22 protein-coding genes are annotated in these 24229 nt (G+C 58.2%); 16 read left to right on the top strand and 6 right to left on the bottom strand.

All coding sequences use genetic code 11. The features are described from left to right. Positions 1–435: 435 nt before the first annotated feature. Both FFH21_RS17125 and FFH21_RS17120 read left to right on the top strand, forming a co-directional pair. A complete protein-coding gene (locus FFH21_RS17125) occupies positions 436–1362 on the top strand; it encodes a chemotaxis protein CheV (protein WP_002554114.1) in 927 nt (308 codons plus the stop codon). Positions 1363–1464: 102 nt separating this feature from the next. Next, entirely contained in the window at positions 1465–2274 is an 810-nt protein-coding gene (locus FFH21_RS17120; RefSeq protein WP_004656911.1) for an MOSC domain-containing protein, read from the top strand. Positions 2275–2322: 48 nt separating this feature from the next. On the opposite strand, the gene FFH21_RS17115 is transcribed toward FFH21_RS17120, so the two are convergent. Beyond that, positions 2323–4251: a transglycosylase SLT domain-containing protein gene (locus FFH21_RS17115; RefSeq protein WP_002554112.1), complete on the bottom strand. Its 1929-nt coding sequence runs from the start codon at positions 4249–4251 to the stop codon at positions 2323–2325. A 204-nt stretch (positions 4252–4455) separates the two neighbouring features. Between FFH21_RS17115 and FFH21_RS17110 the strand changes: the two genes are divergently transcribed. Beyond that, positions 4456–6366 carry an ATP-binding cassette domain-containing protein gene (locus FFH21_RS17110; RefSeq protein WP_002554111.1) on the top strand — a complete coding sequence of 637 codons (1911 nt, stop codon included), beginning with the start codon at positions 4456–4458 and terminating at the stop codon, positions 6364–6366. A gap of 66 nt (positions 6367–6432) precedes the next feature. Here the strand turns inward: FFH21_RS17110 and FFH21_RS17105 are convergent, their stop codons facing one another. Continuing rightward, a complete protein-coding gene (locus tag FFH21_RS17105; protein WP_004665751.1) occupies positions 6433–6873 on the bottom strand; it encodes a universal stress protein in 441 nt (146 codons plus the stop codon). A gap of 131 nt (positions 6874–7004) precedes the next feature. Between FFH21_RS17105 and FFH21_RS17100 the strand changes: the two genes are divergently transcribed. From FFH21_RS17100 to FFH21_RS17055, 7 genes are all read left to right on the top strand, one after another. Next, a complete protein-coding gene (locus tag FFH21_RS17100) occupies positions 7005–7442 on the top strand; it encodes a hypothetical protein (protein ID WP_004656900.1) in 438 nt (145 codons plus the stop codon). Positions 7443–8093: 651 nt separating this feature from the next. Continuing rightward, the gene (gene fadB / locus FFH21_RS17080) at positions 8094–10259 is read left to right on the top strand and encodes a fatty acid oxidation complex subunit alpha FadB (protein WP_004665750.1); all 2166 of its coding nucleotides are present in this window, start codon (positions 8094–8096) and stop codon (positions 10257–10259) included. 4 nt (positions 10260–10263) lie between these two features. Continuing rightward, on the top strand, positions 10264–11439 hold the full coding sequence (gene fadA / locus FFH21_RS17075) for an acetyl-CoA C-acyltransferase FadA (RefSeq protein WP_004656895.1): 1176 nt from the start codon (positions 10264–10266) through the stop codon (positions 11437–11439). 105 nt (positions 11440–11544) lie between these two features. Beyond that, on the top strand, positions 11545–11781 hold the full coding sequence (locus FFH21_RS17070; RefSeq protein WP_004656893.1) for a DUF1653 domain-containing protein: 237 nt from the start codon (positions 11545–11547) through the stop codon (positions 11779–11781). A gap of 114 nt (positions 11782–11895) precedes the next feature. Then, positions 11896–14508 (top strand): type I DNA topoisomerase, encoded by a 2613-nt coding sequence (gene topA / locus FFH21_RS17065; RefSeq protein WP_004656891.1) that lies wholly within the window; start codon positions 11896–11898, stop codon positions 14506–14508. A gap of 122 nt (positions 14509–14630) precedes the next feature. After that, a complete protein-coding gene (locus FFH21_RS17060) occupies positions 14631–15152 on the top strand; it encodes a DUF6586 family protein (RefSeq protein WP_011169008.1) in 522 nt (173 codons plus the stop codon). A 61-nt stretch (positions 15153–15213) separates the two neighbouring features. After that, on the top strand, positions 15214–15447 hold the full coding sequence (locus tag FFH21_RS17055) for a hypothetical protein (RefSeq protein ID WP_002554102.1): 234 nt from the start codon (positions 15214–15216) through the stop codon (positions 15445–15447). Positions 15448–15463: 16 nt separating this feature from the next. On the opposite strand, the gene sulA is transcribed toward FFH21_RS17055, so the two are convergent. Together sulA and lexA are read right to left on the bottom strand one after the other, a co-directional pair. Beyond that, complete coding sequence (gene sulA / locus FFH21_RS17050) at positions 15464–15934, bottom strand: SOS-induced cell division inhibitor SulA (RefSeq protein WP_004656886.1); 471 nt, start codon at positions 15932–15934, stop codon at positions 15464–15466. Positions 15935–15943: 9 nt separating this feature from the next. Then, positions 15944–16552: a transcriptional repressor LexA gene (gene lexA / locus FFH21_RS17045; protein ID WP_002554100.1), complete on the bottom strand. Its 609-nt coding sequence runs from the start codon at positions 16550–16552 to the stop codon at positions 15944–15946. A gap of 258 nt (positions 16553–16810) precedes the next feature. On the opposite strand from lexA, the gene psrA reads away from it, so the two are divergent. The 3 genes from psrA (at position 16811) to FFH21_RS17030 (ending at position 19391) form a co-directional block, all read left to right on the top strand. Beyond that, positions 16811–17527: a transcriptional regulator PsrA gene (psrA, locus tag FFH21_RS17040; RefSeq protein ID WP_004665746.1), complete on the top strand. Its 717-nt coding sequence runs from the start codon at positions 16811–16813 to the stop codon at positions 17525–17527. 103 nt (positions 17528–17630) lie between these two features. Further along, complete coding sequence (gene nagZ / locus FFH21_RS17035; protein WP_011169007.1) at positions 17631–18641, top strand: beta-N-acetylhexosaminidase; 1011 nt, start codon at positions 17631–17633, stop codon at positions 18639–18641. Positions 18642–18650: 9 nt separating this feature from the next. Then, positions 18651–19391 carry an S-methyl-5'-thioinosine phosphorylase gene (locus tag FFH21_RS17030; protein ID WP_011169006.1) on the top strand — a complete coding sequence of 247 codons (741 nt, stop codon included), beginning with the start codon at positions 18651–18653 and terminating at the stop codon, positions 19389–19391. Position 19392: 1 nt separating this feature from the next. Here FFH21_RS17030 and FFH21_RS17025 read toward each other — a convergent pair whose 3' ends face one another. Next, a complete protein-coding gene (locus FFH21_RS17025; protein WP_004656874.1) occupies positions 19393–19932 on the bottom strand; it encodes a cytochrome b in 540 nt (179 codons plus the stop codon). Positions 19933–20148: 216 nt separating this feature from the next. Here FFH21_RS17025 and FFH21_RS17020 point away from each other — a divergent pair, with 216 nt between their 5' ends. The 3 genes from FFH21_RS17020 to FFH21_RS17010 are packed head-to-tail and all read left to right on the top strand — an operon-like array spanning position 20149 to position 23176. After that, the gene (locus FFH21_RS17020; RefSeq protein ID WP_002554095.1) at positions 20149–20934 is read left to right on the top strand and encodes an endonuclease/exonuclease/phosphatase family protein; all 786 of its coding nucleotides are present in this window, start codon (positions 20149–20151) and stop codon (positions 20932–20934) included. After that, positions 20931–22181: a cardiolipin synthase ClsB gene (gene clsB / locus FFH21_RS17015; protein ID WP_002554094.1), complete on the top strand. Its 1251-nt coding sequence runs from the start codon at positions 20931–20933 to the stop codon at positions 22179–22181. Before FFH21_RS17020 ends, clsB begins: the two co-directional genes overlap by 4 nt. After that, positions 22178–23176, top strand: coding sequence for a lysylphosphatidylglycerol synthase domain-containing protein (locus FFH21_RS17010; RefSeq protein ID WP_004665741.1), 999 nt, complete (start codon positions 22178–22180; stop codon positions 23174–23176). Before clsB ends, FFH21_RS17010 begins: the two co-directional genes overlap by 4 nt. A gap of 19 nt (positions 23177–23195) precedes the next feature. Here FFH21_RS17010 and FFH21_RS17005 read toward each other — a convergent pair whose 3' ends face one another. Beyond that, positions 23196–24104, bottom strand: a complete 909-nt coding sequence (locus tag FFH21_RS17005; protein WP_002554092.1) for a MurR/RpiR family transcriptional regulator — start codon at positions 24102–24104, stop codon at positions 23196–23198. Between the last annotated feature and the right edge of the window lie 125 nt (positions 24105–24229).

Genomic DNA, 24229 nt, shown 5'->3' with positions numbered 1-24229 from the left:
ATCATGGATAGCGAACTTCCGCCCGCGGCGAATGGCTGACAGTTAATGTCGATTTCAAACAAAAGTATGTAGGGCATTTCTGAATGTTGCCAGCGCCGCTTGATTACAAGGTTTGAAAAGCGGACACGAACCTGACGCCATTCTTGTATTGAGAATGGCGTCACAATAGTGGCAATTAGATGTCGATCATATCAGGTTATCCCCGATTGACTTTTTGTGCTTCTTTGATTTTTACCTTGAGCGACTGGGTATGTTCAGGCTTTTCCAGAACGCGCTCATCGTCGTATTTGTCTGGCAGGAAAGCGACACCAGTAAATCATGATGGTAAAGTGACATCAATACTGAGAATGGCCTTTCATCGCCATTAAGGTCCGGCTGGTTTCAGCCGATACAGGCTCAACAGACTCATCGTGACCATTGCTTCAGGAGCTAATAATGGCAGGCATTCTCGACACAGTAGATCAGCGCACACAACTGGTGGGCGAGAATCGCCTGGAAATCCTCATGTTTCGCCTTGCCGGTCGGCAATTGTTTGCGATCAACGTGTTCAAGGTCCAGGAAGTATTGCAGCTACCCAAGCTTACCCTCATGCCGCAACGTCACTCGTTCGTCTGTGGCGTGGTCAACCTGCGTGGCCAGACCCTGCCGGTGATCGACCTTTCCCAGGCCATTGGTATGCGGCCGCTGGTGCCGGGGCCTGGCAGCACGATCATCGTCACCGAGTACAATCGCTCGGTTCAGGCCTTCCTGGTCGGTGGTGTGGATCGCATCGTCAACATGAACTGGGACGCGATCATGCCGCCGCCGGCCAGCGCCGGTCGTCAGCATTACCTGACGGCGATCAGCAAAGTCGATGACCAACTGGTAGAAATCATCGACGTCGAAAAAGTACTTGCCGAGATCGTGCCTTACAACGCCAAGGTGTCCCGTGAGAAGCTCGAAGACCCGGTACTGGAAAATGCCCGTGGTCGTGAGGTGTTGCTGGTCGATGACTCCAAGGTGGCACTGGCGCAGTTGCGCGACACGCTGTCTCAATTGGGCCTCAAGCTGCACGTGGCCAGTGATGGTCTCAAAGCGTTGAACATGCTCAAGGGTTGGGCGGACGCGGGCGAGAACGTCCATGAAAAGCTGCTGATGGTATTCACCGATGCCGAAATGCCGGAAATGGACGGTTATCGCCTGACCACCGAGATTCGCAACGATCCGCGTTTGCGCAGTCTTTACATCGTTCTGCACACCTCGTTGTCCGGCAGCTTCAACGAATCGATGGTCAAGAAGGTCGGTTGTGACAACTTCCTCTCCAAATTCCAGCCCGACAAGCTGGTCGAAGTAGTGCGCGAACGTCTTTTGATGATTGGCTGATACCTTGCGCGATTGTTGATCGCGGATGCCTGCCGCTCCGGCTTCGGATAAGCTTCGATGTCTTCGTCAAAGCTTATCCCGCCATCAAAGGAACCGGCTCTCATGTTGCGTCTCAGCTCTCTCTATCGTTTCCCTCTCAAATCCTGCAAGGCGGAGACGCTGCAACGCGCGTCGTTCGACCAGTTGGGGTTGGCGGGGGACCGACGCTGGATGCTGGTCGACGAAAGCAACGGTCGGTTCTTCACCCAGCGCGCCCTGTCGCACATGTCCCAACTGACGGTGTTGTGGAATGCCAGCGGCGGTGTAACCCTTTCGGCACCCGGTTTCGAGCCTCTGGACGTCGCGGTTCCGCTGGATATCGAGTCAAACCTGCGCGGTGTGACAGTCTGGCGTGATTCGTTGCAGGTGCCGGACGCTGGCGACGTGGCAGCCGAATGGGTCAGCCGGTTTATTGGCAAGCCCACCCGCATGGTTTATCTGCCGGCAGAGCGTGCGCGCTGGCTGCCCGGGGGCTACCAGACGATTAACGACCGGGTGAGTTTTGCCGATGGCTTCCCGTTGCTGCTGATTGGTCAGGGCTCGCTCGATGACCTGTCGTTCCGCCTGGGCAGGCCATTGGAAATGCTGCGCTTCAGGCCCAATCTGGTGGTTGAAGGGGCTGAGGCCTTTGCCGAGGATGGCTGGAAGCGTATCCGTATCGGCGACATCGAATTCCAGCTGCTCAAGCCTTGCGCGCGCTGCATTCTCACCACTGTCGACCCGGCTACCGGCGAGCGCAGCGCGGATCGCGAGCCCTTCGCCACACTCAAGACCTATCGGGAGGTGGAGGGTAACGTGCTGTTTGGCCAGAACGTCGTCAACGAGGGGTTTGGCGAGCTTGAGGTGGGTATGCAGGTCGAAGTGCTGGAATAGGTGTTGCGTGGCGGCAGGAGTGCTCTGAGAAGCACTCCTGCCGACCGGTCACTGATCGTCGAAAAACCGCTCGTGCCAGTCAACCAGCGGCTGAGGCGAGTTGAGCTTCTGGCCGTAGATCACCGAATAGGACAACACGTTCTGTACGTACTGGCGGGTTTCATCGAACGGTATGCTCTCTACCCAGACATCGAAGGCCAGGTGATTGGCACCTTTCAGCCATTGGCGTACGCGGCCTGGCCCGGCGTTGTAGGCGGCTGAAGCAAGCACGCGATTGCCGTTGAACTGGGCATGCACCGAACTCAGGTAGGCGGCGCCCAACTGAATGTTGGTGTCCGGGTCCAACACCTGCTGCGGCGAGGCCAGCGGAATGCTGAACTTGCGGGCAGTTTCCTTGGCGGTGGCGGGCATCAACTGCATCAGGCCGCTGGCGCCGACGCCCGAGCGAGCGTCATCCATGAAGGCGCTCTCCTGGCGCGTAATGGCGAATACCCAGCTTGAGTGCAGCCCACGCACCTTGGCTTCGCGTACCAGTGTGTCGCGATGGGCCATCGGGAAGCGGATGTCCAGATCATCCCAGTATTGCGCCTGGCTGATCGTGCGAATGGCCGGGAAATACCATTTCAGGTCGTAGGCCAGTTTGGCTTGGGCAACCATTTCGTCACGGTTGAACTGGCGGCTGACGTGATACCACTCGCGTCGTCCATCGACGATTTCGCCGCGATCATGAAACTCCAGCGCACGCCGCACCCCAGGTGTGTTGCGTACCTTGTTGATCAGCGCCTGGCTAAGCACCAGGGGCTTGTTATTGAGCTGATAGGGGCTTTGTGTGCGATCGGCCGCCAGAAAACCGTAGAAGTCGCGCTCTTTGGCCACGTCCTTGTACAGAGCGGCAATCAGCGGGCTGTTGGGCTGCGCCAGTTCCAGAGAGCGGGCTTCCCAGTAACGCCAGCGATTGGTTGCAGCAAGGTCTTTGGGCAGTCGACGTGCCAGTTCGTAGGCATCTTCCCAGCGACCCAGCCGCAGCAGCAGACGCATACGCCACTCGGTAACCGTATTGTCGCGCAGCTCCGGGTCGTACCGGGTCATGACCTCCAGGGCGCGGTCGTCGTAGCGACGTGCCAGGGTCAGGCCGATTTCCTTGGCAATTTCCACCTGCTCTTCACGGGAGAAGTGCATGGTTGCCGCGTAGCCATCGAGCATCGACAGGGCTTTCTGCGGATCCTCCTTGGCCAGTCTGCGCAGGCCAAGGCCGACCACATCGGACATGGCTTCATCCACCGGCGCGAACTGCGCGGGGTTGTTGACCATTTCCGGCTTCTGGGCGACGGCCAGCAGCAGGCGTCCTTGCGGGGCCAGGGAGTTGAGACTGTTGACCAGGGTGTTGGCCAGGCTGTAATTGCGTGCCTGAGCGGCCAGTTTGGCCCGTTGCCAGCGTTTCTGCTCTGTCAATTGGCCTGCGGCTGCCCATTGCGCGAAAAAGCCGTCACAGGCGGCTGGCAGTGTCTTGCCGGTCATCCACAGTTTTTCTGCACTGGCATAGCCTTCGGCACGCTTGTTGTTGCTCAACTGGTATTGGCCGTACAGGCAATCCAGTTCGACGAAATTCATTTTCGGGTCGTAGTACTTGACGAACGGTTGCCAGTCACCGCGTTCCGCCAGCCAGCGCAACCAGCGCAACTTCATCCAGTTGGCCTGCGGCAGGTCTCCATGCTCGGCAAGAAACTTCTCGATTTCCGCGTTGCTGGCAGTCTTCAGGCGCGCCGTCAGCTCGTCGTATTCGAGGTAGGGCTCCAGCGGATAATCGGCCAGCGCCGTGCTGTACATCTGATACGGGCCTGAATCGCCCTTGGCCAGCGCACGCTTGGCTTCGTCGTAATACTTGCGTTGTTGGTTGAGGTCTACCGCATGAGCAGTCTGGATGGCGGTGGTGGAGAGGAGCAGGCACGATAAAAAGCTGAACAAACGACTGCGCATGAGACTTCCGAGCAGATGAGTCGTGAAAAGTATTGCTAGCTTAGCCTTTTGCCAGCTCATGGTGAAAGCATTGCCGACGAGCTTGTCTCATATGGAAATAATTGTCGGTTATGAAGGGTATGTGGAAGTTGTCACGGGTGCCACGATTCCCGACATCCGCCGGTTATCTCAGGTAGAATGCGCGCCCGGTTTTTGGAGAAGCTCATGACCCTGCTCAAATTCAGCGATGTGTCCCTTGCTTTCGGCGCCATGCCGTTATTGGACAAGGTGTCCTGGCAGATCGCCCGTGGTGAGCGGGTGTGCATCATCGGCCGTAACGGCACAGGCAAATCCAGCATGTTGAAGCTGGTAAAAGGCGTTCAGAAGCCTGATGACGGGGCTGTCTGGCGTGCGCCCGGCCTCAAGATCGGCGAATTGCCCCAGGAATTGCCGGTAGCCGACGGACGGACTGTCTTCGACGTGGTGGCCGAAGGTCTGGATGGCGTCGGTGCCTTGCTCGCCGAATACCACCATCTGGCGCAGAACTGCGTCACCGAGGAAGACCTGAACAAGCTGATGCATGTTCAGCAGGACCTCGAAGCCCGTGATGGCTGGCGCCTGCAGCAACTGGTCGAGAGCACTCTCAGCCGCTTGCAGTTGCCTGCCGACAAGACCCTGGCCGAGTTGTCAGGTGGCTGGCGTCGCCGTGTTCTGCTGGCTCAGGCGCTGGTTTCCGAGCCGGATCTGCTGCTGCTCGACGAGCCGACCAACCACCTGGATATTGGCGCTATCGCCTGGCTTGAAGAAGCCCTCAAGGATTTCCAGGGTGCGGTGCTGTTCATCACGCACGACCGGGCATTCCTGCAAAACCTTGCGACCCGTATTCTTGAGCTGGACCGCGGTGGCCTGATCGACTGGGACGGCGATTACGCCAGTTTTCTGGTCCACAAGGAAGCCGCACTGGCAGCCGAAGAGACTGCCAACGCACTGTTCGACAAGCGTCTGGCCCAGGAAGAGGTCTGGATCCGGCAGGGCATCAAGGCTCGTCGTACTCGTAACGAAGGCCGCGTGCGTGCTCTGAAGGAGCTGCGTGTAGAGCGTAGCGAGCGCCGTGAGCGTACCGGCAAGGCCAATATCCAGCTCGATACTGCCGAAAAGTCCGGCAAGCAGGTCATGGTTCTCGACAACGTCAGCTTTGCCCATCCGGGTGGCCCGATGTTGATCAAGGATTTCTCCATGGTCCTGCAGCGCGAAGACCGTATCGGTCTGCTCGGCGCGAACGGCACCGGCAAGACCACATTGCTCAAGCTGATGCTCGACAACCTGCAGCCGACCGGTGGCAAGGTTGAAGTCGGTACGCGTCTCGATGTGGCCTATTTCGACCAGTTGCGTCACCAGCTCGACCTGGAAAAGACCGTGATCGACAACGTTGCCGAGGGGCGTGACTTCATCGACATCGATGGCCAGAGCCGTCATGTCCTGAGTTACCTGGGTGACTTCCTGTTCAGCCCGCAACGTGCCCGCACGCCAGTCAAGGCGCTGTCCGGTGGCGAGCGTGCCCGTCTGTTGCTGGCCAAGCTGTTCAGCAAGCCTGCCAACCTGCTGGTGCTCGACGAACCGACCAACGACCTGGACGTCGAAACTCTGGAGCTGCTCGAAGAGGTCTTGCTGACCTTTAAGGGCACCGTGCTGATGGTCAGTCACGACCGGGCATTCCTCGACAACGTCGTCACCAGCACGCTGGTGTTCGAAGGTGAAGGCAAGGTTCGCGAATACGTCGGTGGTTATCAGGACTGGCTGCGTCAGGGCGGTTCGCCGCGTCTTCTGGGTGTCGCCGACACCAAGTCGGGCAAGGCCGAACTGGCCAGCGCTGTGGTGCAGGCCGCACCGGTTGCCGCGCAGGACATGCCGGTCGCCAAGAAGAAGCTCAGCTACAAACTTCAGCGCGAGCTGGAGGCGCTGCCTGCACAGATCGATGAGGTTGAAGGCAAGATGGCCGTCCTGACTGCAGAAATGGCCGAGCCGGGCTTTTACCAGCGTTCTGCGGAACAGACTGCTGCCGTGCTCGCGCAGCTGGAAAACCTGCAGGCCGAGCTGGACAAGCTGCTGGAGCGCTGGGCCGAACTGGACGAGTGATCGCTGACGCGTTCGTGTGATGCAGAAAAGCCCGGGTAACCGGGCTTTTCGCTGTAGCAGGCCAGATTACTCGGGCTTTTTAAGGCTCACTGCCAGCACGTCACATGGTGCGCCGTGCAGGACGTCGTTGGCAGTGGAGCCAAGCAACAAGGCCAGGCCGTGGCGGCCATGGCTGCCGACGACGATCATGTCACAAGCCTTGCTCTTGGCGAGTTTGTGGATTTCCTGCCGTGGCTGACCAATCACTATGTGGTTTTCGCTGGTTTTCAGCTGCGGGTACTTGAGTTTGAGCTTTTCGAGCTTCTCCTGGGCCTGATCCATCTGTTGCTGTTGCAATTGCGAAAGGTCCATCGGGACGTCACCGCCGAACGCCATGGCGATTGGTTCGACGATGTGCACGACCGACAGTTTTGCTTCGCTGGCCTTGGCCAGCAAGCTGGCGCGACGGATGACCGGGTCACACTCATCGGTGAGGTCAATAGCAACCAGAATGTGTTCGTATGGCATGAGGGTGTCCTCCGGGAACATTGCGATGGTGGGAGTATGGCTCTTTCGTTCGCATCTGGGCAGACCCTTGTGCAAGCCATTGTTTTCAAAAATGTTGTGAGAAGTCCGAGATCGGGTGGGGGGCAAGAAATATGACGGTCTGGATAGTCCTGTCAATCATTGGTGTGATGCTGAGCCCGCTTGTGTGGTTGCGCCCGTCGCGTCATCAGAGCGGCAGGATGGCATTGCGCATGGAGGCGCGCCGTCTGGGAATGGGTATGCAGCTTGCCCCGCAAGAGTGGCCGCACTGGCTGACGAAAGAGCCGCCAAGCCCTTGCGCACAGTACCATCGCCCGCGGCTGAGCTCGCATGCAGATGCCTGGGTTTACTGGCAGAGCGAGCCGGGCGTCTGGCGCAACCGCTGGCGTGAGGTCTGCGAAGATCCAAAGCTGCTGCCTCATTTGCAGACGTTACCCGCAGATGCCTACAAGGTCGAGGCTGACGGGCAGATGGTTGCCGTGTACTGGGCGGAGCGGGGCGAGGCAGAAGTGTTGCAGCGTATTGATAAGCTGCTCAGGGAATTGGCCTGAGCCTGACTCAAAGGCATTAAATCGCAGGCATTAAAAAGCCCGATAACAACATCGGGCCGGGGTTGGCCAGGCAGGCCGATAATTCGTCGCGTGCCGACAGGCTTTCGCCGCCATGTCGGCCTTCGCTGTTGCGCACCCGCAAATCAGCTGCATTGCGAGCCTCTTGTGGCGCAGTGTTGCGACTCTAGCCCTTTTGCTCCATTTTGTCGCGATTCCTGCAAATATTTTTTGTATGTGCCCTCAGGCGGTGCGTCCGCGCCTGATTTTCCTGGCCTACAACTGTCTCGTGTCACGCTCTCTAGGTCAGGCTACAGCACCTGAGTTCGGCTACTATCACGCTGGCGAATGATGGCGGATCGCACACAGGCGTGGGCATTATGGAGTGCCTGCATATTCCCGCGAAAACGAATATTTTCGAGTGTTTAGTCGAATTGACAATCTCTCGGTTATGCCTGATGGTGTGCGTACCCAAATCAAACGGGCGTATGAAATGATCGTTTGGTCGTCAGAAGGCTCTGACAGAATCCTGGCTACCACGTCGCGGCGGGTAAACGTGTGATTTGGCGAGTTCATCGACGGCGACGTCGTAGCCCCGTCGGACATTAATGTCCGGCGGGTATTGTTCAGCTTCCATATTGTGGAGATCAGTTGATGATTTACGAAGGTAAAGCCATCACGGTTAAGGCTCTTGAAAGTGGCATCGTCGAATTGAATTTCGATCTCAAGGGTGAGTCCGTCAACAAGTTCAACCGCCTCACCCTCAATGAATTGCGTCAGGCAGTCGATGCAATCAAGGCCGATGCCTCGGTCAAGGGCGTGATCGTCAGCAGTGGCAAGGACGTGTTCATCGTCGGTGCCGACATCACCGAGTTCGTCGACAACTTCAAGTTGCCCGAAGCCGAACTGGTTGCGGGCAATCTGCAAGCCAACAGGATTTTCAGCGATTTCGAAGATCTGGGCGTCCCCACCGTTGTCGCTATTAACGGCATTGCGCTGGGCGGCGGTCTGGAAATGTGCCTGGCCGCAGACTATCGGGTCATCTCCAGCAGTGCTCGCATCGGTCTGCCCGAAGTCAAGCTGGGCCTATACCCTGGTTTCGGCGGTACTGTGCGTTTGCCGCGCATCATCGGTGCTGACAACGCAATCGAATGGATCGCGTCAGGCAAGGAAAGCTCCGCAGAGGATGCTCTGAAGGTTGGTGCCGTTGATGCGGTAGTTGCACCCGAGAAGCTTCAGGCCGCGGCCCTTGACCTGATTCAGCGCGCCATTTCCGGCGAGTTCGACTACAAGGCCAAGCGCCAGCCCAAGCTGGACAAGCTCAAGCTCAATGCCATCGAGCAAATGATGGCATTCGAAACCGCCAAAGGTTTTGTCGCAGGTCAGGCCGGACCGAACTATCCGGCACCGGTCGAGGCGATCAAGACCATCCAGAAAGCCGCCAATTTCGGTCGTGACAAGGCGCTGGAAATCGAAGCCGCCGGTTTCGTGAAAATGGCCAAGACATCTGCTGCGCAGAGCCTTATCGGCCTGTTTCTGAACGATCAGGAACTGAAAAAGAAAGCCAAGGGCTACGACGCAGTCGCCAAGGACGTGAAACAGGCCGCCGTACTGGGCGCCGGGATCATGGGCGGCGGCATTGCCTATCAGTCGGCAGTCAAGGGCACGCCGATCCTGATGAAGGATATCCGCGAAGAAGCCATTCAACTGGGTCTGAACGAAGCCTCCAAACTGCTTGGTGGTCGCCTGGAAAAAGGCCGTCTGACTGCGGCGAAGATGGCCGAAGCGCTTAACGCGATTCGTCCTACGCTTTCCTACGGCGATTTCGGCAACGTCGACCTGGTGGTCGAAGCGGTTGTCGAAAACCCGAAGGTCAAGCAGGCGGTACTGGCGGAAGTCGAAGCCAACGTGGGTGAGCACACCATTCTGGCGTCCAACACTTCGACCATCTCGATCAGCTTGCTGGCCAAGGCCCTCAAGCGTCCGGAAAACTTCGTCGGCATGCACTTCTTCAACCCGGTGCACATGATGCCGCTGGTGGAAGTGATCCGTGGCGAGAAGTCCAGCGAAGAAGCGGTTGCCACGACCGTTGCCTACGCCAGGAAAATGGGCAAGAACCCGATTGTGGTCAACGACTGCCCGGGCTTTCTGGTCAACCGCGTACTGTTTCCGTACTTCGGCGGTTTTGCCAGGCTGGTCAGCGCAGGCGTGGATTTCGTGCGCATCGACAAGGTCATGGAGAAATTCGGCTGGCCGATGGGGCCTGCCTACCTGATGGACGTTGTCGGTATCGACACCGGCCACCATGGCCGTGATGTCATGGCCGAAGGTTTCCCTGACCGGATGAAGGATGATCGCCGCTCTGTGGTTGACGCGCTGTATGAAGCCAAACGTCTGGGACAGAAGAACGGCAAGGGCTTCTATGCCTACGAGACCGACAAGAAGGGCAAGCCCAAGAAGGTCAATGACCCGGCTGTGCTGGATGTGCTCAAGCCGATCGTTTACGAACAGCGTGAAGTGAGCGATGAAGACATCATCAACTGGATGATGATCCCGTTGTGCCTGGAAACGGTTCGCTGCCTGGAAGACGGCATCGTCGAAACCGCTGCCGAAGCCGACATGGGCCTGATCTACGGTATTGGTTTCCCTCCATTCCGTGGCGGTGCGCTGCGCTACATCGACTCCATCGGTGTTGCCGAATTCGTTGCCCTGGCTGACCAATACGCCGAGCTGGGTGCCCTGTATCAACCGACCGCGAAGCTGCGTGAAATGGCCAGTAAAGGCCAGAGCTTCTTCGGTCAAGCGTCTTCCGAGGAATGAACGAATGAGCCTTAATCCAAGAGACGTCGTGATTGTCGACTTCGGTCGTACCCCGATGGGTCGCTCCAAGGGCGGCATGCACCGCAACACCCGCGCTGAAGACATGTCCGCGCATTTGATCAGCAAATTGCTCGAGCGCAACAACAAGGTTGATCCGGCTGAAGTCGAGGACGTGATCTGGGGCTGTGTCAACCAGACCCTGGAGCAGGGCTGGAACATCGCGCGCATGGCGTCATTGCTGACCCAGATCCCGCACACTTCGGCTGCGCAGACAGTAAGCCGTCTGTGTGGTTCGTCCATGAGCGCGCTGCACACCGCTGCGCAGGCGATCATGACCAACAACGGTGACGTGTTCGTCATCGGTGGTGTGGAGCACATGGGCCACGTCAGCATGATGCATGGCGTGGACCCGAACCCGCACATGTCCCTGCACGCTGCCAAAGCCTCCGGAATGATGGGCCTGACCGCTGAAATGCTCGGCAAAATGCATGGCATTACCCGCGAGCAGCAGGATGCCTTCGGCCTGCGTTCCCACCAGTTGGCCCACAAGGCGACGCTGGAAGGCAAGTTCAAGGATGAGATCATCCCGATGCAGGGGTATGACGAGAACGGCTTCCTCAAGGTCTTTGACTACGATGAGACCATTCGTCCGGACACCACCCTGGAAAGTCTCGCCGCGCTCAAGCCGGCGTTCAATCCAAAAGGTGGCACCGTGACTGCCGGTACGTCCTCGCAGATCACTGACGGTGCGTCGTGCATGATTGTCATGTCGGCGCAGCGCGCCCAGGACCTCGGTATCCAGCCTCTGGCGGTGATTCGCTCGATGGCCGTGGCCGGTGTCGACCCAGCGATCATGGGCTATGGTCCGGTTCCGGCAACTCAGAAAGCGCTCAAGCGTGCAGGTCTGACGATCGCCGATATCGACTTTATCGAGCTCAACGAAGCCTTCGCTGCACAGGCCTTGCCGGTGTTGAAAGATTTGAAAGTGCTCGACAAGATGAACGAGAAGGTTAACCTGCACGGCGGCGCCATCGCTCTGGGTCATCCGTTTGGGTGTTCCGGCGCGCGCATCTCCGGCACCTTGCTCAATGTCATGAAGCAAAATGGCGGCACCTTCGGTGTGTCTACCATGTGTATTGGTCTGGGGCAGGGCATCGCGACCGTTTTCGAACGCGTCTGATTCCTGTGTGTGATGCGAGCCGGGGCTTGGTGCCCCGGCTTTTGTTTTTTGAAAAAAAGGTTTCTTCAGCCAAATTTTTTGAACGTGTTACAAGAGGACCGCAGCATGCAACTGCAACCAGGGCTCTATCGCCATTACAAAGGCCCGCAGTACCGGGTTTTCAGTGTTGCCAGGCATTCCGAAACCGAAGAGGAAGTCGTGTTCTATCAGGCCCTGTACGGCGATTTCGGGATGTGGGTGCGTCCCTTGAGCATGTTTCTGGAGTCGGTCGAGGTTGACGGCGAGCACGTCCCGCGCTTTGCTCTGGTTGAGGCTGAACCCAGCCTGTTTTCACCAACGTGAGAAGGAATTGCACAACAGGCTGTGCTTGACCTCACCTTGTAGCCACTATATATAGCGTGGCCTTTACAAGCTCCTCACTGTCTTTCATCTAGTTATTCAGGAATTTTCTGATCCATGGGCAAATCGCTGGTCATCGTGGAATCCCCGGCTAAGGCCAAGACCATCAACAAGTATTTGGGCAACCAGTACGTGGTGAAGTCGAGTATCGGCCATATCCGAGACCTGCCCACCAGCGGTTCGGCTAGTGCCGCCAAAGACCCTGCCGCCAAGCGTGGCAAGGCTGCTGCGGGCGAGGGCCCGGTACTGACGCCTAAAGAAAAGGCGCAGCGCCAGCTGGTCTCGCGCATGGGAGTCGATCCGGAACATGGCTGGAAGGCCAAGTACGAGATCCTTCCTGGCAAGGAAAAGGTCATTGAAGAGCTGCGCAAGCTCGCCAAGGATGCCGACATCATCTATCTTGCGACGGACTTGGACCGCGAAGGGGAAGCCATTGCCTGGCACCTGCGCGAAGCCATCGGCGGGGATGACAGCCGCTACAAGCGCGTGGTGTTCAACGAGATCACCAAGAAAGCCATTCAGGAAGCGTTTTCCAAGCCAGGCGAGCTGGACATTGCCCGGGTCAACGCTCAGCAGGCGCGTCGTTTCCTTGACCGCGTCGTAGGCTACATGGTCTCGCCGCTGCTCTGGCAGAAAGTGGCCCGTGGTTTGTCTGCCGGTCGTGTGCAGTCGGTTGCGGTGAAGCTGGTGGTGGAGCGTGAGCGCGAAATTCGCGCGTTCAACCCTGAAGAATACTGGGAAATCCACGTCGATCTGGGCACCGCCAAGGGTGCCAATGTGCGGTTCGAAGTGGCGCGTGAAAACGGCGAAGCGTTCAAGCCGCTGAACGAAACCCAGGCCATGGCGGCCCTTGAAAAGCTCAAGGCGTCCAGCTACAGCATCGTCAAGCGTGAAGACAAGCCGACCAGCAGCAAGCCATCGGCGCCGTTCATCACCTCGACCCTGCAGCAGGCGGCGAGCAATCGCCTGGGCTTCGGCGTCAAGAAGACCATGATGATGGCACAGCGCTTGTATGAGGCTGGCTACATCACTTATATGCGTACCGACTCGACCAACCTGTCGGCCGACGCGGTAAGCATGGCGCGTGACTACATCGAAACCGAGTTCGGCAAGAAGTACCTGCCGGAATCGCCTAACGTCTACAGCAGCAAGGAAGGCGCGCAAGAGGCTCACGAAGCGATTCGACCTTCCGACGTCAACACCCACCCGAGCAAACTTGCCGGGATGGAGCGTGACGCCGAGCGCCTTTACGAGTTGATCTGGCGTCAGTTCGTGGCTTGCCAGATGCTGCCTGCACAATACCTGTCGACCACCGTCACGGTCGCCGCAAGCGACTTCGAGCTGCGCGCCAAGGGCCGCATCCTCAAGTTCGACGGCTATACCCGTGCGTTGCCACAGATGGCCAAGCCGGGCGATGACGACGTTCTGCCGGACATGGCGCAGGGCGAAGCGCTGAAGCTGAACAAGCTCGACCCCAGCCAGCACTTCACCAAGCCGCCAGCGCGTTATTCCGAAGCCAGTCTGGTCAAGGAAATGGAAAAGCGCGGTATCGGTCGCCCGTCGACCTACGCCGCGATTATTTCGACCATTCAGGACCGTGGCTACGTGGCGCTGCACAATCGCCGCTTCTACTCGGAAAAAATGGGCGACATCGTCACCGGACGTCTGTCCGAAAGCTTTTCCAACCTGATGGACTATGGCTTTACCGCCGGGATGGAAGAAAACCTCGACGACGTGGCTCAGGGTGAGCGCGACTGGAAAAACGTCCTGGACGAGTTCTACGGTGATTTCCGTAAAAAGCTCGACGTGGCCGAGGCCGCTGATGGCGGCATGCGTGCCAACCAGCCGGTGATGACCGATATCCCGTGCAAGGTATGCGGCCGCCCGATGCAGATTCGCACCGCCTCGACTGGTGTGTTTCTGGGTTGCTCCGGCTACAGCCTGCCGCCCAAGGAACGCTGCAAGGCGACTGTCAATCTGACCCCCGGCGACGAAATTGCCGACGATGACGAGGGCGAGTCCGAGTCGCGGGTTCTGCGCGGCAAACATCGCTGCCCGATCTGTAGCACGGCGATGGACGCGTATCTGCTCGACGAAAAGCACAAACTGCACATTTGCGGCAACAACCCCGATTGCACAGGTTACGAGATCGAGGAAGGTACTTACCGGATCAAAGGCTACGAAGGCCCGAGTCTGGAATGCGACAAGTGCGGCAGCGAAATGCAGCTCAAGACCGGTCGTTTCGGCAAGTTCTTCGGCTGTACCAATCCGGAGTGCAAGAACACCCGCAAACTGCTGAAAAGCGGCGACGCAGCACCACCGAAGATGGACCCGGTGAAGATGCCGGAGCTCAAGTGCGACAAGGTCGACGACACCTACATTCTGCGTGACGGCGCTTCGGGCCTGTTCCTGGCTGCCAGCCAGTTCCCGAAAAACCGTGAAACCCGTGCCCCGCTGGTTATCGAGATCGCGCCGCACAAGGACGAAATCGATCCCAAGTACCACTTCCTTTGCGAAGCGCCGAAGAAGGATCCGGACGGTCGTCCAGCAGTGATCCGTTACAGTCGCAAGACCAAAGAGCAGTATGTCCAGACCGAAGTAGAGGGCAAGCCTACGGGCTGGCGTGCGTTCTACGATGGCAGCGCCTGGAAGGTTGAAGACAAGCGTTGATCGCAAGCGCCCGACGCAAACGTGTCGGGCGCTGTTTTCGACAGGCACGGCCTGCGGTGCCAGACTGATCCGGCGCCACAGGCTATGCTGTTCTCTATCCCATTGTTATGGAGAGTCTCGCCATGGCTCATGAGCTCTATACCCGTACCAACCAGAAGATCTATTTCGCAGGGCTTGCGCTCGAAGCGTTGGGGAAGGCGGAGAAGGGGCAGGCGGTGAACGCGCCTGCATTGTTGCAGGCCGAGCGTGAGTCCGCCTTGTTTCATCTGTATGGCGCGCTGCTCGGCTTGTGCCACGAGATCGCGGGGTTCTACCGACTGCCGCAGGCCGGCTCGCGTCGTGCGGAGGACTTGTTGACTCAGGAAGTGCTGAACGCCATAGCAATTCCCGAAATGGCCGAGTTGGTTGAGCTTGCCCAGAACCGCCAGACATGGCTGGCTCAGTTGCTGACGGCCTATAACGCGTTGTATGAGCCGCCGCGTGCACCGAAAAAGCTCAAGGGTGACGTCACACAGACGATGATACAGGCTGTGAACCTGGACGCTGAGCCGGAGTCTGAACTGACACGTGAAGAGCTCGAAAACTGGCGTCAGCAACTCAAAGGGTTGGCCATCCGTTTTCGTGAAGGCCTGAGCGAGTGCTGAAAACCAATGAAGTGCAGGCTGGCAGGCTGTTACAATGCCCGCCTCTTGCGGAGTAACTGTAATGCCTACCTCTTTCCTGGAAATTGTCGAACTGCCTGACGGACGTATTGAACTGCGTCGTGCCGATGACGAGGGTTCTCTGGTGACGCTTGATTTCTCTGCGGATGCCAAAGCGTTCATGCAAGGTCAGCATGTTGAAGTCGCCAAGGCCATGTTGAGTGTGGGCGTACAGATGGCTGGCCGTCTGGCTGAGGGCGAAGTCGAGAAGGATGACGTGCCCCACGTCCTGCACTGATCGACGACCGGGCTTTTTAGCCCAGCCGGATGTTCAGGCTCTGTGCTTCCCCGATTTTTGCAGCACTGATCAATTGCTGACGCGCTGCGGTGCCAAGTGGATTGATCCAGCTCACAACCGTATGGCTACGGCCAAGTCTGAGTGCTTCGCGAGTCAGCTCCAGTACACTTTGTGTGCCGCGCGGCTGCAGTAGCAGAATCCGTTCCCTGTTGAGTCCTGCATCGCGCAACCAGGTCTGGGTCAGGCTTGAGGGTGGCGCAATCAGCGTCAGCCAGCGTGCGTCGATTTCTTCGCTCAGTTCCCGAAGGATAGGGGCCAGAAGGTTCAGGCAGTTCCCGGCGGCGCCGCGCAAAGACAGTTCACTGAAGAGTTCTGGCTCGTTGCCCCAGGGTGTTTCGACTGCATCGGCAAGCAGCGGGGCGATGGGCTGAGCCAGAAACGCCTCGAACAGTGGCAATTGTGAATGCGGTGCTTGATGGAACTGCATAACGCCTCCTTAGCGGCGAATGACGCCGACGCTCAAACCTTCGATCACCAGCTCCTGATCCTTGAGATCGACCTCGATAGGGGCAAAATCAGGGTTTTCAGCCAGCAGCCAGACTTTGCTGCCTTCACGCTTGAAACGCTTGACGGTGACTTCGTCGCCGATCCGGGCAACTACGATCTGGCCGTTACGTGCCTCGCGAGTGGTGTGCACCGCCAACAGGTCGCCATCCAGAATCCCGACGTCCTTCATACTCATGCCGTGAACGCGCAGCAGGTAGTTGGCGCTGGGGTGGAAAAAGGAAGGGTTGATGTTGCAGGACTCTTCGATATGTTGCTGAGCCAGAATCGGCGCGCCAGCTGCTACGCGACCAATGACCGGCAGGCTGCTTTCATCCGGCCGTGCTTCAAAGCCGGGAATGCGGATGCCGCGTGAGGCACCAGGGGTCATTTCGATGGCGCCTTTGCGAGCCAATGCCTTAAGGTGTTCTTCCGCTGCGTTGGGCGATTTGAAACCCAGCTCCTGGGCGATTTCCGCACGTGTAGGTGGAAAGCCGTTGTCTTCCAGGCAGCGTTTGATGAAGCCCAGGATTTCAGCCTGGCGTGGCGTCAGTTTGATCATGATGGGCGCTCTGGCTTTTTATACAGTGACTGGGATTATATACAGTGAACGCGCGTTGGCAATCATCCTTTTTACTTTCGCCGCCAGGCGGTGCGGTGGGGGGTTGCGAAGCCTTGCGTCAAAAAGCGCTGCATAAGCTGTCTATTGTCATTTAACATCCAGTTTCGTGACTGTTCAGCCACAAAATGAACGGGGCCGCTTGACAAACTGGGCGCCTGATACGTATGTTTCAAACGTTCGTTTGTTAGGCAGAGAGCCATGGCCCAGTCGGAAACCGTTGAACGCATTCTTGATGCTGCCGAGCAGTTGTTCGCAGAAAAGGGGTTTGCTGAAACCTCCTTGCGTCTCATCACCAGCAAGGCTTCGGTCAATCTGGCTGCTGTGAACTACCACTTCGGCTCGAAAAAGGCGCTGATTCAGGCGGTGTTCTCACGTTTTCTCGGCCCGTTCTGCATCAGTCTCGATCGCGAGCTGGAGCGTCGCCAGGCAAAACCCGAACACAAGCCGAGCCTGGAAGAACTCCTGGAGATCCTCGTCGAGCAGGCGCTTGTCGTGCAACCGCGAAGCGGTAACGACCTGTCGATCTTCATGCGTCTTTTAGGGCTTGCCTTCAGTCAGAGTCAGGGCCACCTGCGCCGTTATCTTGAAGACATGTACGGTAAGGTGTTCCGTCGTTACATGACACTGGTCAACGAAGCCGCCCCCCGTATTCCGCCTATCGAGCTGTTCTGGCGCGTGCACTTCATGCTTGGTGCCGCCGCATTCAGCATGTCCGGCATCAAGGCCTTGCGTGCGATTGCCGAAACCGATTTTGGCGTCAATACCTCCATCGAGCAGGTCATGCGCCTGATGGTGCCGTTTCTGGCCGCAGGCATGCGTGCCGACACCGGCGTCAGTGACCCGACCATGATCGCCGCTCAACTCAGGCCGCGTAGCAAGAGCAGCACCGGCACGCCTGCGGTAGCCAAGGCCTGACCCGCAAAGCCTTAATGTACCGGCGCATCGCATTGCGTCAGGCTTCAGGATCAAGCACCATGCCCGGATTGCAAATGGGCACTGGTGTGTAAGGGTTTTTTCTATGAGTTCTGGCCTGCAAGGCTCCCTGATGGTCGATGTCGCCGGCACCTGGCTGACCAGCGAAGACCGTCATTTTCTGCGTCAGCCCGAAGTGGGCGGTTTGATTATCTTTGCCCGAAACATCGAGCATCCCCGTCAGGTTCGTGAACTGAGTGCGGCAATTCGCGCCGTTCGCCCGGACTTGCTGCTGGCAGTGGATCAGGAGGGCGGCAGGGTCCAGCGCCTGCGGCAGGGGTTCGTGCGTCTACCGCCGATGCGCGCCATTGCCGACAAGCCAGATGCTGTGCTGCTGGCCGAGCATTGCGGCTGGCTGATGGCCACCGAAGTATTGGCTGTCGGCCTGGACCTGAGTTTTGCTCCGGTGCTGGACCTGGACTACCAGCGCAGCGCGGTCGTCGGGACGCGTTCGTTTGAGGGCGACCCGGAGCGTGCGGCGCTGCTGGCAGGGGCGTTTATTCGTGGCATGAACGCGGCTGGCATGGCTGCGACCGGCAAGCATTTCCCTGGCCACGGCTGGGCTGAAGCCGACTCTCACGTGGCTATCCCGAATGACGAGCGCAGTCTGGAACAGATTCGCGCCAGCGATCTGGTGCCGTTCGCACGCCTGAGCCGACAGCTCGCTGCAGTGATGCCTGCTCATGTCATTTACCCGAAAGTCGATTCGCAGCCTGCCGGTTTCTCCAAGCGCTGGCTGCAAGACATCCTGCGCGACGAACTGAAATTTGACGGTGTTATTTTCAGCGATGATCTGTCGATGGCCGGTGCCCATGTGGTCGGTGATGCCGCCAGCCGTATCGAGGCTGCGCTGACGGCGGGTTGCGACATGGGGCTGGTATGTAATGACCGCGCTGCGGCAGAGCTGGCCCTAGGTGCGGCCCAGCGCCTGAAAGTCAGGCCTTCGCCGCGCATCGTGCGTATGCGCGGTCAGGCATCAGCCAGTACTGATTATCGGCAACACCCGCGCTGGCAGGCCGCGCTTCAGGCCCTGCGCGCTGCTCAACTGATCGATTAAGGATTTGCGATGACTGTTTACGCGATTATTGGTGGGACTGGCCTGACCCAGCTGGAAGGCCTGAACATTCGGCAGTCCTTGTCGATGAACACGCCTTATGGCGCACCTTCCGGCGAAATCCAGATCGGCGATTATGCTGGTCGCGAAGTGATGTTTTTGGCGCGGCATGGTCATCCGCACCGTTTGCCACCGCATCAGGTCAACTACCGGGCCAACATCTGGGCCTTGAAGCAGGCTGGTGCCGAAGCGATTCTGGCGGTCAATGCGGTAGGTGGCATACATCCAGCGATGGGCACCGGGCACTTTTGCGTGCCGCATGATCTGGTCGACTACACCAGCGGTCGCCAGCATACGTTCTTTGCCGATGATCTGGAAGATGTCACGCACATCGACTTCAGCTATCCCTACAGCGAAGCGTTACGGGCGCGGCTGGTTGCAGCACTGGCCGCTGAAGGGTGCGAGTTCTCTGATCGGGGTGTCTATGCCTGTACTCAGGGGCCGCGCCTGGAGACGGTCGCCGAAATCATCCGCCTTGAGCGTGATGGCTGCGACATCATCGGCATGACTGGTATGCCCGAGGCCGCTCTGGCCCGTGAGCTGGAGCTGGAATACGCCTGCCTGGCGCTGGTGGTCAATCCGGCAGCGGGCAAGTCGACCACTGTCATAACCATGGCAGAAATCGAACAGGCCCTGCGCGATGGTATGGGCAAGGTAAAAGCCACGCTCGCCCGGGTTCTGTCAGCCTCCTGACTTACAGCATGCGCTTGAGGGTATTGTCCTTGCGCACAAGGTGATGCCAGAGCGCGGCGACTACGTGCAGGGCGATGACGTAATAGAAGATCGAGCCCAGCAGCTTGTGCACATCTTCGAACGTTTCGGCCCTGCGATCCGAGGTCGGCAGGGGCCAGGGTATCTGCAGGTCGGTGAGGGGAATGGGTAACGCGCCTTTTTCCACCATCACCGTCAGCAGACCCAATAAAGGCTGAGCGAACAGGAACGCATACAGCGCGTAATGCGTAAGTGTCGCGGCTAAGCGCAACGCGCCTTCAAGCGGCGGCGTTATGCCGGGCGGACGATGCCGTCGACGCTCGGCGACGCGGAAAAACGCCATGGCCAGAATCACAATCCCCACCCAGAAATGGCTCTGCACGACCAGTGTGCGGTATTCAGAACCCTTGCCAAACTGACTGCGGCTCAGAATCAGGGTATACGCCAGCACAATCAGTATGGCCATGACCCAGTGCAGCCATCTGGCTCGTGCGGTGTAGCGTTGAGAAGTCGGTGCATCCACGGTTGGATTCCTTGTCGCTTTTTTACAGGTCCGGTAAGCAGTTTAGGCAGTTGCCGGGATCCTGCGTTTCATTTGTACGCGTTTTTTTCAGCGTCAGATCAGTGCCATTGAATATGCCCGACTGAATATGGCAAATACGCAGCACAGGCGACACGGGACGGAACCTGTGCCGATGGGTGGCTTCATATGACGTGAATATTCACCCGGGAGCGAGTCTTGACCAGTGCCAATCCGCCTGTCGGCCCAGCAACGCCAGTGTCCGCCAGTGTTTCATTGAATGTACTGACCATGAACATGCACATGGGCTTTGGCATTTTCAATCGCCGCTTCATTTTGCCGGAGTTGCGTGAGGCTGTGCGTACTGTATCGGCCGATATCGTGTTTCTTCAGGAAGTGCACGGCGAGCACCAGAGCCATGCGCGCAGCGTCAAGGACTGGCCGACGATTTCCCAGTACGAGTTCCTCGCCGACAGCATGTGGAACGACTTTGCCTATGGTCGTAATGCGGTGTACCCGGATGGCGATCACGGTAACGCGCTGCTGTCCAAGTACCCGATCATCCAGCACGAGAACCTCGACATTTCCATTCATGGCACCGAGCAGCGCGGTTTGCTGCACTGCATCCTGGAGGTGCCATACGCCGGTCGGGTGCATGCGGTGTGTGTTCACTTGGGCTTGCGTGAAAGTCATCGGCGTCAGCAGCTCAACCTGCTCGCCGAGCTGATGGAGCGTCTTCCCGAGGGTGAGCCGGTGATCGTTGCCGGTGATTTCAATGACTGGCGTCAGCGCGCCGATGCTTTGCTGGAGGGCACCGGGTTGCACGAGGTTTTTGTCGAGCGCTTCGGCGCGCCGGCCAAAAGCTTTCCGGCCCGCTGGCCGTTGCTCCGGCTGGACCGGATTTATGTCCGCAACGCGACTTCCCACAGGCCGAAAGTATTGTCCAGCCGCCCGTGGTCTCATCTTTCCGATCATGCACCGCTGGCGGTGGAGTTGACCTTATGAGTAATACGACAGGGCAGTGGTGTGATGGCAACTCGGTAGAGCTGCTGATCAACGGTGAAGACTTCTACGCCCGGGTGTTCGAGTGCATACGGGCCGCGCGCAAAGAGGTGTTGATCGAGACTTTCATCATCTTTGAAGACCGGATTGGCGAGGGCTTGCAACAGGCGTTGCTCCAAGCTGCGGCCAACGGCGCGAAAGTGGTTGTCACGGTAGATGACTACGGGACATCGGACCTGAGTTCGGTGTTTGTCAAAACCATGATCGATGCCGGTATTCAGATTCAGCTGTTCGACCCGCGTCCGCGATTCATGGGTATGCGCACCAACCTGTTCCGCCGTCTGCACCGCAAGGTGGTCGTCATTGATGGCGAACTGGGCTTTATCGGCGGCATCAACTACAGCGTCGATCACATGACTGACACGGGGGTGACGGCCAAACAGGACTATGCCGTTCTGGTCCGTGGCCCGATTGTTGGCGATATTCACCACAGCGCGTTGAATATGCTCAGCAAGGTCGTTCGTGACAAATTGCCGCCCATTGCACTGAAGCTGGACCGCGCCGGTGACGCCAGCATGCTGCTCGCCGAGCGCGACAATGACGAGCACAGTACCGATATCGAAGAGCAGTACCTTGAGGCGATTCGCGCTGCGAAGCAACGGATCACCCTGGCCAACGCGTATTTTTATCCCAGCTACCGCTTTCTGCGTGAGCTGCGCAATGCATCACGGCGGGGCGTCAAGGTCACCCTGATTTTGCAAGGTCAGCCCGATATGCCGTTCGTGCGGGTCTGCTCGCGGCTGACCTACACCTACCTGCTGCGCGACGGAGTGGTCATTCACGAGTACAAGCAACGTGCATTGCACGGCAAGGTCGCGCTGATCGATCAGGACTGGTCCACCGTGGGCTCCAGCAATCTAGACCCGCTGAGCTTGGCGCTGAACCTGGAGGCCAATCTGTTCATCCGTGATCGCGGGCTCAATGAGCATCTGCAAAACCATCTGATGGAGCTTGCCGCTGCGCACAGTAAGCAGATGAGCCTCAAGGGCGCGGCGCGCGGCCAGTGGTGGCGTGCGCCGATGATCGTTTTAAGCTTCTTTTTCCTGCGGCGTTTTCCGGCCATTGCCGGCCTGTTCCCGGTTCACGGTGTGCGCCTCAAGCCGTTACGGGCCGGTGACGTGGTGCCGGAAGCGAAAGTCATCGAACAGCAACAGAACAACCACGAGATGGACCAGGAGAAAACTTCATGACTCAGGCCGCAAATGCAGCGCCGCGAAGTGCGCAGGGAGCCAAATGGAAATGGGCAAAGCGGATATTCAATCTGTTTTTCTTCATTGCTGTCCCGGTCCTGTTGTTTCTGCTGGTCAAGAACCTTGACTGGCAAGAGGTCAAGCAGGCGCTGTCGTCCTACAAGGCCAGCACTCTGGCCATTGCCGCCGTTGTGGCCTTTGCCAGTTACGCAACCTATTGCGGCTTTGACGTACTGGCGCGGTATTACACCCGCCACACATTGTCGATCAAACAGATCGTGCCTGTGACCTTTGTCTGCTACGCATTCAACCTCAATCTCAGTTCATGGGTTGGCGGCATCGCCTTGCGTTACCGGTTGTATTCCCGGTTGGGGCTGGACGTGTCGACCATCACCCGGATTCTGAGCCTCAGCCTGATTACCAACTGGCTGGGCTACATGCTGCTGGCCGGTTTCGTGTTTTCGATGCGTTTTCTGGAGTTGCCAGAGGAATGGTCGATCGGCACCACGACCCTGCAATTGATCGGTTTCGGACTATTGGCCGTGTGTTTTGCCTACCTGTTGGCCTGCCGGTTTTCCAAAAAGCGCTCATGGACCGTTCGTGATCAGGAATTCAATCTACCGTCAATGAAGCAGGCCTTGATGCAGGCCAGCCTGGGGGCTCTGAACTGGTCGCTGATGGCTGCGGTGATTTACACGCTGCTGCCCGACAAGGCGTTTTACCCGGCGATTCTCGGTGTGTTGCTGATCAGCAGCATCGCGGGTGTCATTACTCACATTCCAGCCGGGTTGGGCGTGCTTGAGACTGTATTCATTACCTTGCTGGCTCACCAGTTCTCCAAGGGCAGTCTGCTGGCAGCTCTGATCGGCTACCGCGCCATTTACTTCCTGCTGCCGCTTTTGATTGCATTGGTGGTGTATCTGGTGCTGGAAAAACGCGCGAAGAAAATGGGCCAGAAGAACCAGCAGCGAATGGGGCAGGAAGCGAAGACCTGAGGGCCGGGAATCTCAGCCCTCAATCATCAAACCCGACCTGCTCGTGGATCTCGTCGACTTTCAGCTCCAGCCGATACGCCACTGCGATGAATAGTGCCTGGCACAGGCACAGGGTGGCGCTCAGCGAGCGGAAGGCGAACGAGCTGCCTTCATTGACCAGCAACACCGAGTTAGCACGCTTGGCCAGCGGCGACAGATTGCTGTCGGTGATGATCAGCGTCTTGGCCTGATGATGCTGGGCGATGCGCAGGCAATGCTGGGTTTCCTTGCCGTAGGGCGTGAAGCTGATGGCAATCACCAGATCGTTGGCACGCACGCTGCGCATCTGCTCTCGATAGCTGCCCCCCAGGCCCGATATCAAGTGAATACGCTTGTTGGTGTGTTGCAGGTTGTAGACCAGATAATCCGCCACGGCAAATGAGCGGCGCACACCCACCACGTAGATATTGTCGGCGTTGACCACCAGATCTACAGCCTTTTCGAACTCATCGTCGTCCAGCTCTGCACTCAAACGCTCCAGCCCGGAGAGCGTTGCGCTCACGCATTCGCGTGCCAGATCACCCGAGTGGGCCTTCTGAGACTTATTGGCGATCATGCTGCGGATGCGTTGCTGGTAGTTCTGCACCGGCGTGGTCTTGTGCGTGTAAGCCTCGCGAAACAACGCCTGCATCTCACTGAAGCCGCTAAACCCGAAACGCTGGGAAAAGCGCACGATGGCCGACGGGTGGACTTCGCACTCGCGGGCAATGTCACTGATCCGGTCAACCATGATCCGGTCGCTCTGCTGGCTCATATAGCTGGCGATGCGCTTGAGCTGGCGCGGTAAACCGTCGTACTCATCAGTGATCAGCCTTAGCAGGCCTTCGGCATTGGTCGGCGGCATGTCGACGCTCGTCTCGGGCAGAGTGGGCTGATCGGCGCGGGTCATATTCAAATCCTTTCTACCTGTTCTTTCAGGGCAATTTCTTACAGAGCAACATCTTTCAAGGTAACGCAGTTGTGTGCCCGACGATGGAGGCTGCCTTGGGCCGGGACGACTATAGCTTACCCGTC

This window comes from Pseudomonas sp. KBS0707 (assembly GCF_005937945.2).
Taxonomy (GTDB): Bacteria; Pseudomonadota; Gammaproteobacteria; order Pseudomonadales; family Pseudomonadaceae; genus Aquipseudomonas; species Aquipseudomonas amygdali.
The sequence above is the reverse complement of the archived record's forward strand: the minus strand, read 5'-3'. Positions and strand labels throughout refer to the sequence as shown.